Raw genomic sequence first — 9,175 nt, 5'->3', positions numbered from 1 at the left:
CCGGTGACGAGCCGGTCAAGAAGACCTCGCGCCAATCGCTCCGGTTGCTCGGCTCGGTCGGCGAGCCGATCAATCCGGAAGCCTGGGAGTGGTATCACCGCGTGGTCGGCGACGAGCGCTGCCCGATCGTCGATACCTGGTGGCAGACCGAGACCGGCGGCATCCTGATCACGCCGCTGCCCGGCGCCACCAGGCTCAAGCCCGGCTCGGCGACGCAGCCGTTCTTCGGCGTGGTGCCCGAGATCGTCGATGCCGACGGCAAGGTGCTGGAAGGCGAATGCAGCGGCAATCTGTGCATTGCGCGATCCTGGCCGGGCCAGATGCGCACGGTCTATGGCGACCACGCCCGCTTCGAGCAGACCTATTTCTCGACCTACAAGGGCAAGTACTTCACCGGCGATGGCTGCCGCCGCGACGCCGACGGCTATTACTGGATCACCGGCCGCGTCGATGACGTCATCAACGTCTCCGGCCACCGCATGGGCACCGCCGAAGTCGAGAGCTCGCTGGTGGCGCACGCGCTGGTCTCGGAAGCCGCTGTCGTCGGCTATCCCCACGACATCAAGGGCCAGGGCATCTATGCCTATGTGACGCTGATGACCGGCACCGAACCATCGGAAGCGCTGCGCAAGGAGCTGGTGGCGTGGGTGCGCAAGGACATCGGCCCGATCGCCTCGCCCGACCTGATCCAGTTCGCGCCCGGCCTGCCGAAAACCCGCTCCGGCAAGATCATGCGCCGCATCCTGCGCAAGATCGCCGAGGATGAGCCGTCAAGTCTCGGCGATACCTCGACCCTGGCGGATCCCGCCGTGGTCGAAGACCTCGTCGCGCAACGCCAGAACAAGAAGGAAGCGGGGGTTTAAGGCGCCGCACTTCATACCCTCCCCTGGAGGGGGAGGGTCGGCTCGCGTCGCAAGATGCGAGCCGGGGTGGGGTGATCTCTCAACTCCACCACCGCTCGAAACGAGAAACTGTCACCCCACCCCGCCGCTCCTTTCAGTCGCGTCGACCCTCCCCCTCCAGGGGAGGGTAAGAAAAACTCGCCCAATCCTCCGGTGGCCAACCTTCCAGTCCCGGCAGTTTCCTGCCGAGTGTTGTTTTCAAGTCATTTACTTTGTTCCCAACATTTCCTTTGTTGATCCTCATTGAACGGGCCCAGAGCCCGGCCTCGAAACCGGTTGGTTAAGCCGCGCGGTCAAGAATGCGTGGCAACCGGGGTTTTGCAGGCCTTTCGGAAATTTTGACGGCCTCAGGGGCGTCCCGAGTCAAAGTGGAGAGATTGATGTCGTTGAGGATTGCGGTGGCGCTGGCAGCCACCATCGGGGCGGGGGCCCTGCTGTCGACCGCGGCCGAGGCGCGCCCGGACATCGTCGGTTTCCGCGGCGATTATTCGCCGGGAACGATCGTGGTGAAGACCAATGAGCGCCGGCTCTATCTCGTCGTCGAGCAGGGCCGCGCGGTCCGCTATCCCGTCGGCGTCGGCCGTGCCGGCAAGCAATGGGCCGGCACCACCAGGATCGACGGCAAGTACACCAATCCCGCCTGGTCGCCGCCGGCGGAAGTGAAGCGCGACAGACCTTCGATGCCGAACGTGATCCCCGGCGGTTCGCCACGCAACCCGATGGGCGTTGCCGCGATGACGCTGGCGGGCGGCGAATATGCGATCCACGGCACCAACGCGCCGGGTTCGGTCGGCGGCTTCGTCTCCTACGGCTGCATTCGCATGCTGAACGCCGATATCACCGATCTCTACCAGCGCGTCTCCGTCGGCACGACGGTGGTCGTGACGCGCTGATCCCACTTCGGCAATCAGGTATACGCAAGGGCCGCGCAGCAGCGCGGCTTTCTTGTTTGCAAGATCGGCATCAGCACCAGGCGCCGCGGCGGCCTCGGACATACCCGCGCGCGTGACCCGCGGCGAGCAGCGCCGCCGAAACATTGTCGGTCCGCCGCGTCGCGACATCGGCGACGACGCGTCCGTTATACTTGTCGGGGCCGATATTGTAGATCGTGACCCCGCCTTCGCCGAGCAAGCCGCGCAACGCTGAGCCGGCGGCTTCGGCCATTTGCATTTCCTGTGCACAGGCCGCCTTCAGCTCCGGCGCATCGACGCCGCGCAGGCGAACCCGCGTCGTCGGCTCGAGCCCGGGCGACAAATGCACCCGCGCCTCGAAGGTGTCGCCATCGATGGTCCTGAGAACGTCGACCGGATGCCGGACGCCGGAATTTCCGGCGCTCTTCCAGATCGTCTCGGCGTCGCGCGCCGCCTGGATTTCGTGCGGCGACAGCGTCGCTGTGGTCGAGGCCGGCCAATGCACCCATTGCCGCAGCGGCAGCATCGTCGCCGCCGCCACGCCTAGAATGAATATCCAGGGCAACGCAGCCGAGAACCGGCGGCGCCAGAGCGTGCCCGGATCGCGGGCCTTGTCCCGATAAGTATTTATTCTATCAAATGGGTACATATTCCCAAAACTGGAGTGAGTCGCGCCGAACCGGCAAGCGCATCCGAGTTCAAAGAAGATCGGCTGGATCAAAAATCCGAGGCGATGCCCTTGTTCTCCCAGTCGCCATAGCGCGTCGGTTCCGGGCCTTTCGGGCCCTGCAATTCCCTGGGTGCGACCCTGGCGTTGGCCGCGGCAGCTTGCCGGCGCGCTTCGGCCTCGGCCAACGCACGCTGGGCCGCCGCCGGCAGTGGCTTACGTTCCCCGGCAGCTGGTTCGGGCAGTGGTGGCTTGTCGGTCGTGTCAGCGTTTCCAGCCATTGCCCAATCCCTGCTCAATCCAGACTTCGAGAATAAAGCTCACACCCGAACTGTGAAATCATAAAGGCGATTCTTATATTTGGCATATTCGCATGTCAGAGGTGCTGTCCTTTCGACATCAGCGCCGAAATCGCGTTGAACCGTCATCCCTTTCCTTATCTCCCGAGATGTTTCCGCTCCATGCCTCCTCAAAGATTCGCCCTGCCATCCGAAGTGCCCGGCCTCGCGGCGCGGCGGATCGCGGCGGATATTCTCGATGGCGTGCTGCACAAGCAGCGGACCCTCGATGACCAGCTCGACGGCGCCGGGGCCCATCCCGGGCTGAAGACGCTGCCCGACCGCGACCGCGCTTTGATGCGGCGGCTGGTGGCGACCATTCTGCGGCGGCTCGGCACGCTCGGCCATGTGCTGTCGCGGCTGCTCGATCGCGGCATTCCGACCGACGCGCCGCGCGCGCAGAGCGCGCTGCTGATCGGGGCTGCCCAAATTCTCTGGATGGACGTGCCCGATCACGCCGCGGTGGATCTTTCGGTGCGGCTGGTGCAGTCGGACCGGCGTGCCGCGAAATATGCCGGCCTCGTCAATGCGGTGCTGCGCCGCTGCGCCCGCGAGGGACCGTCGCTGATCGACGAGGTCAAGTCGCAGACGCTGGATGTTCCGCCATGGCTGCTGGCGCGCTGGATCGCATTTTATGGCGAGACCACCGCGCGGGAGATCGCGGTGGCACTCAGCCACGAGCCGTCGCTCGATATCACCGTGAAGTCCGATGCGGAGCAGTGGGCGACGCGTCTGCACGGCGAAACGCTGCCGACGGGAAGCGTGCGCACGCTGCTGCAGGGCTCGGTGAAAATGCTGCCGGGCTTCACCGATGGCCAGTGGTGGGTGCAGGACGCCGCCGCCGCCTTGCCGGCGCGGCTGTTCGGCGACATCGCCGGCAAGCGCATCGCCGATCTCTGCGCCGCACCCGGCGGCAAGACCGCGCAACTGATCCATGCCGGCGCCGAAGTCACCGCGGTCGACCGTTCGCCCGGCCGCATGGCGCGGCTGAACGACAACCTCACCCGGCTGGGGATGCAAGCCACGACCGTCGTGACCGACGCCGCCGAATGGCAAGGCGGCGACATCGGTGGGAATCCGGGCGAAGGTTTCGACGGCATCCTGCTCGACGCGCCCTGCGCCTCGACCGGAACTATCCGCCGCCACCCCGACGTCGCCTGGTTGCGGACGGAAGCCGATATCGGCGCGCTGATGGCGCTGCAGAAGCGATTGCTGCAACGGGCGACCGCGCTGCTGAAGCCGGGCGGAACGCTGGTCTATTGCACCTGCTCGCTGGAGCCGGAAGAAGGCGAGCAGGCCATTTCGGCGCTTTTGGCCGCCGAGCCCGCCATGCGCCGCGCCCCGATCGACGCCAGCGAGGTCGCCGGCCTCAGCGAAATCCTTAATTCGGACGGCGATTTACGTACTCTGCCCTGCCATTTGCCGCACGAGGACCCCCGCCTGGGCGGTCTCGACGGTTTTTACGCCGCCCGGCTGGTTAAATCCTGATTTTGCACTGCATTTTCGTGTTCTTGCGCTGATTCGCCCGGTTTCAAGATGGTGTCTTGGCAGCGTTTCCGGATTAAAAGGATTCGCATCTAATTCTCCCAATCAAGGCAAGGCGTGACGGTCGCTCAACGCAGACGTATCTCGACGCTGATCATGGGCCGCTTCGCGCGGAACATGATCTCGCGCGTCAGCGGCGGCTCGGTCGCGGTGTCGCGGCTGTGGCCGGGCCGCACCGACCGGCTGATCATCGCCCCGCACGATCTGCGCACCGCTGACGCCACCCGCGCCGCCGAGATCTATGCCGGCCGCTTCGTGTTTGCCGGCAAGATCGTGACCTGTCACGGCCGCTCGATCTTCGACCTCGAGCCGCCGTCGGAAGACTGGGAAGTGGCGCTGCTCGGCTTCGGCTGGCTGCGCCATCTGCGCGCCGCCGACACCGCGCTGACCCGCGCCAATGCGCGCTCGCTGGTCGACGACTGGATTTCCAATCCGGCGCACAAGCGCCCCGTAGGCCGCCGCGCCGACGTGCTGGCGCGCCGTGTCATCTCGCTGCTGTCGCAGGCGCCGCTGGTGCTCGGCGATACCGACGGCAAGTTCTACCGGCGCTATCTGCGCGGGCTGACCCGCGAAATCCGCTATCTGCGCTACACCATGCTCGACATTCCCGACGGCGTGCCGCGGCTGCAGGTGCTGATCGCGCTGTGCTACGCCTCGCTCTGCCTCCAAAACCAGGCCCGGCACATCCGCACCGCTACGAAAAAACTGTCCGACGAGTTGCAGCGCCAGATCCTTCCCGACGGCGGGCACTTTTCGCGCAATCCCGGCGCGCTGATCGAGCTCCTGATCGACCTGTTGCCGCTGCGGCAGACTTTTGCGGCCCGCAACATCGCGCCGCCGCCGGCGCTGCTGAACGCGATCGATCGCATGATGCCGATGCTGCGCTTCTTCCGCCACGGCGACGGCAGCTTTGCGCTGTTCAACGGCATGAGCAGCGCGCCATCCGACCTGCTGGCGACGCTGCTGGCCTATGACGATACCCACGGCGCGCCGATGGCGCACATGCCGCATACCGGTTTCCAGCGCCTCGATGCCGGCGCCATGACGATCATCATGGACACCGGCCCGCCCCCGCCGCCGAGCGTCAGTCACGACGCCCATGCCGGCTGCCTGTCGTTCGAACTGTCGTCGGGCCTCAGCCGCATCGTGATCAATTGCGGGATGCCCTCGACCGGCCGCGACAACTGGCGCGCCTTCGCGCGCGGTACCCCGGCGCATTCCACCCTGTGCTATCACGACACCTCGTCCTGCCAGTTCGTCGAGCTGTCGGCGATGAAGCGGCTGCTGCGCGGCTCGCCTGTGGTGAGCGGTCCGACCACTGTCGAAAGCTATCGCGAGATGGTCGCCAATGGCGTGCTGCTGACCACCTCGCATGACGGATATCTGGCCCGGTTCGGCGTGGTGCATCGCCGGGTCCTGATGGTGGCGGCGGACGGCACAAGGCTCGACGGCGAGGATACCCTTTCGCCGGCGCCGGGCGGCCGGATCAAGGGCAACGAGACCGATTACGCGCTGCGCTTTCATCTGCATCCCGCCGTCAAGGCAAGCCGGCTTTCCGACGCCCGCGGCGTCATGCTGGTGCTGCCGAACCGCGACGTCTGGACCTTCGAGGCGCTCGACGACAAGGTCGAACTCGAGGACAGCGTGTTCCTGGCCGGCAACGACGGCCCCCGCCGCACCGCCCAGATCGTGATGCGGCAGGAATCCCGCCACGCCGCCTCGATCCGCTGGAGTTTTGTCAGATCGACCACGTCGGCGTCCGCGACGACGGCGCGACGCAATGCGCGCCGCGAGCCGGAATTGCCGCTGTAGAGCCGGGCTTCGGTGCGGTCTCTTGACGAATGTAAGCTGATTGCTTACATTGGCTCGTGATCCGAACCTTCAAGAGCAAAGCCCTTTCGGAGCTTTGGACCAAGGGCAAGAGTCCGAAGATCGACGCGAAGATGCATAAGCGCATTTTCGCGCGACTGGATCGTCTCGACGTCGCCAATCGGCCCGAGGAAATGGATGTTCCGGGCTTCAACTTTCATTCTTTGCACGGTTTCGATCCGAAGCGCTATTCGGTCCACGTCAACGGACCATGGTGCATCACCTTCGAATTCGAGGATGGCGAGGCCTGCCACGTCGATTTCGAGCAATACCACTAGAGAGGATGAAACATGGTCTATGCGGCAAAGCGCGGCAAAATCCGTTGCCCGACTCATCCCGGCGCGCTGCTTCGGGATGACATCATCCCGGCCACCGGGCGGACCAAGGCGGAAATCGCCGGATTGCTCGGGATTTCCCGGCAGCATCTGTACGACATCCTGCAGGAACGAAAGCCGGTGTCCCCGGCCACGGCGGTTCGGCTAGGCAAGCTTTTTGGTGACGGCGCGGGAATTTGGACCCGGATGCAGGCCGCGTACGATACCTGGCATGCGGAGCGGACTGAGGACGTCCGTCATATCCCGACCATCAAGGCAAAGGCGGCTTGAGGCTCCGGGAGCCGGAATTGCCGCTGTAGCCCTCGCCGCCGCCCTGCTCTTCTGGCGCAAGAGCAATTTTCCACACCGGGTTTTGGCTGGTTTCGCCGGCCGAAAAACCATGCTACCCGGCTGGCTTACCAGCCAGGATATTCCCCCATGACCGACCATCCGCGCCGCGTAACCCGCGCTCTATTGTCCGTTTCCGACAAGACCGGCCTGATCGAATTCGCCCGCGCGCTGGCCGCTCACGGCATCGAACTGGTCTCGACCGGCGGCACCGCGAAGGCGATTGCGGCTGCCGGCCTGACGGTGAGGGACGTTTCGGAGCTGACCGGCTTTCCGGAAATGATGGACGGCCGGGTCAAGACGTTGCACCCGAAGGTGCATGGCGGGTTGCTGGCGATCCGCGACAACGCCGAACATGCCGGCGCGATGAAGGCGCACGGCATCGCGCCGATCGACCTTCTGGTGGTCAATCTCTATCCGTTCGAGGCCACCGTCGACAAAGGCGCCGGCTACGAGGAGTGCATCGAGAACATCGACATCGGCGGCCCCGCGATGATTCGGGCCGCGGCCAAGAATCACGACGACGTCGCCGTGGTGGTGGAAGCGCAGGATTATCAAGCCGTGCTCGACGGACTCGCCGCCAACGGTGGCGCGACCACGTTGACCTTGCGCCGCCGTCTCGCCGCGAAAGCCTATGCCCGCACCGCCGCCTATGACGCGGCGATTTCGAACTGGTTCGCGAACGAACTCAAGACCGACGCGCCGGATTTCCGCGCTTTCGGCGGACGGCTGATCCAGGCGCTGCGTTACGGCGAGAATCCGCACCAGACCGCCGCGTTTTATCGCACGCCCGACAAGCGTCCCGGCGTCGCCACCGCGCGGCAGCTGCAGGGCAAGGAATTGTCCTACAACAACATCAACGACACCGATGCCGCCTATGAATGCCTCGGCGAGTTCGACGCCGCGCGCACCGCAGCCGTCGTCATCGTCAAACATGCCAATCCCTGCGGCGTCGCCGAAGGCGCCGACCTGGTCAGCGCATACCGCAAGGCACTGGCCTGCGATTCGACATCGGCGTTCGGCGGCATCGTCGCGCTGAACCGCACGCTCGATGCCGATGCCGCGCGCGCCATCACCGAGATTTTCACCGAGGTGATCATCGCACCTGACGCCACGGACGAAGCCATCGCCATCGTCGCGACCAAGAAGAACCTGCGGCTGTTGCTGGCGGGCGCTCTGCCCGATCCGCGCACGGTCGGCCTGACCGCCAAAACCGTTGCCGGCGGCTTGCTGGTGCAGAGCCGCGACAACGCCGTGGTCGACGGCATGACGCTGAAGGTCGCAACCCGGCGCGCGCCGACCGACGCCGAGATGCGCGATCTGAGATTCGCGTTCCGTGTCGCCAAGCACGTCAAGTCCAACACCATCGTCTATGCGAAAGATCTCGCCACCGTCGGCATCGGCGCCGGCCAGATGAGCCGGGTGGATTCCGCGCGGATCGCCGCGCGCAAGGCGCAGGATGCCGCCGACGAATTGAAACTGGCGGCGCCGATGACCCGGGGCTCGGTGGTGGCGTCGGATGCGTTCTTTCCGTTCGCCGACGGGCTGCTGGTCGCGATCGAGGCCGGCGCCACCGCCGTGATCCAGCCCGGCGGATCGATCCGCGACGATGAGGTGATCAAGGCCGCCGACGACGCCGGGATCGCCATGGTGTTCACCGGCGTCCGGCATTTCCGGCACTAGGCGACCGCCAGACCCTATTCTTGGATACAAGAACGGATTATAATACCTCTATTTTCGGCATACTTGCCATTTCTTCGCCAGTAATGTATACAATCGGCATCCATCAACGCCGAGCAACCATCATGGCCCCATCCTTCCCTCAAAATGCCTGGTACGCCGCCGCCTGGGATGCCGACATCAAGCGCGCGCTGTTTCCGCGCACCATCTGCGGCAAGCAGGTCGTGATGTACCGGCAGGCCGACGGACAGGTGAGCGCGCTGGAAGACGCCTGCTGGCATCGTCTGGTGCCGCTGTCGAAGGGCCGCCTCGAGGGCGACAGCGTGGTGTGCGGCTATCACGGCTTGAAATTCAATGCGTCCGGGCGCTGCACCTTCATGCCGTCGCAGGAAACCATCAACCCGTCGGCCTGCGTGCGCGCCTACCCGGTGGTCGAGCGTCACCGCTTCGTCTGGCTCTGGATGGGCGACCCGGCGCTGGCCGACCCTGCGCTGGTGCCGGACATGCACTGGAACGACGATCCGGACTGGGCCGGCGACGGCAAGACCATTCACGTCAAATGCGATTACCGGCTGGTGGTCGACAATCTGATGGACCTGAC

General features: G+C 65.3%; 10 protein-coding genes. 8 read left to right on the top strand and 2 right to left on the bottom strand.

The annotated features are described in order from the left end of the window. On the top strand, nt 1-863 hold an 863-nt coding region (locus tag Q7T45_RS26775; protein ID WP_304874993.1), incomplete at its 5' end, for an AMP-binding protein. 419 nt (nt 864-1,282) lie between these two features. Then, nucleotides 1,283-1,795: a L,D-transpeptidase gene (locus Q7T45_RS26770; RefSeq protein ID WP_304741562.1), complete on the top strand. Its 513-nt coding sequence runs from the start codon at nt 1,283-1,285 to the stop codon at nt 1,793-1,795. Nucleotides 1,796-1,865: 70 nt separating this feature from the next. Here Q7T45_RS26770 and Q7T45_RS26765 read toward each other — a convergent pair whose 3' ends face one another. Together Q7T45_RS26765 and Q7T45_RS26760 are read right to left on the bottom strand one after the other, a co-directional pair. Beyond that, on the bottom strand, nt 1,866-2,462 hold the full coding sequence (locus Q7T45_RS26765; RefSeq protein WP_304874992.1) for a thermonuclease family protein: 597 nt from the start codon (nt 2,460-2,462) through the stop codon (nt 1,866-1,868). A 68-nt stretch (nt 2,463-2,530) separates the two neighbouring features. Further along, nucleotides 2,531-2,761 (bottom strand): DUF1674 domain-containing protein, encoded by a 231-nt coding sequence (locus tag Q7T45_RS26760; RefSeq protein ID WP_304874991.1) that lies wholly within the window; start codon nt 2,759-2,761, stop codon nt 2,531-2,533. Nucleotides 2,762-2,941: 180 nt separating this feature from the next. On the opposite strand from Q7T45_RS26760, the gene Q7T45_RS26755 reads away from it, so the two are divergent. The 6 genes from Q7T45_RS26755 to Q7T45_RS26730 form a co-directional block, all read left to right on the top strand. After that, on the top strand, nt 2,942-4,306 hold the full coding sequence (locus Q7T45_RS26755; protein WP_304874989.1) for an RsmB/NOP family class I SAM-dependent RNA methyltransferase: 1,365 nt from the start codon (nt 2,942-2,944) through the stop codon (nt 4,304-4,306). A gap of 153 nt (nt 4,307-4,459) precedes the next feature. Continuing rightward, nucleotides 4,460-6,175, top strand: coding sequence for a heparinase II/III family protein (locus tag Q7T45_RS26750; RefSeq protein WP_304874995.1), 1,716 nt, complete (start codon nt 4,460-4,462; stop codon nt 6,173-6,175). Between the two features lie 56 nt (nt 6,176-6,231). Next, nucleotides 6,232-6,510 carry a type II toxin-antitoxin system RelE/ParE family toxin gene (locus Q7T45_RS26745; RefSeq protein WP_304874988.1) on the top strand — a complete coding sequence of 93 codons (279 nt, stop codon included), beginning with the start codon at nt 6,232-6,234 and terminating at the stop codon, nt 6,508-6,510. A 12-nt stretch (nt 6,511-6,522) separates the two neighbouring features. After that, nucleotides 6,523-6,837 carry a HigA family addiction module antitoxin gene (locus tag Q7T45_RS26740; protein ID WP_304874986.1) on the top strand — a complete coding sequence of 105 codons (315 nt, stop codon included), beginning with the start codon at nt 6,523-6,525 and terminating at the stop codon, nt 6,835-6,837. Between the two features lie 147 nt (nt 6,838-6,984). After that, nucleotides 6,985-8,577, top strand: coding sequence for a bifunctional phosphoribosylaminoimidazolecarboxamide formyltransferase/IMP cyclohydrolase (gene purH, locus Q7T45_RS26735; RefSeq protein ID WP_304874985.1), 1,593 nt, complete (start codon nt 6,985-6,987; stop codon nt 8,575-8,577). A gap of 122 nt (nt 8,578-8,699) precedes the next feature. Beyond that, the coding region (locus Q7T45_RS26730) for a Rieske 2Fe-2S domain-containing protein (protein ID WP_304874984.1) at nt 8,700-9,175 on the top strand (476 nt) is incomplete at its 3' end.

Source organism: Bradyrhizobium sp., assembly GCF_030646015.1.
Classification (GTDB): domain Bacteria; phylum Pseudomonadota; class Alphaproteobacteria; order Rhizobiales; family Xanthobacteraceae; genus Bradyrhizobium.
The sequence above is the reverse complement of the archived record's forward strand: the minus strand, read 5'-3'. Positions and strand labels throughout refer to the sequence as shown.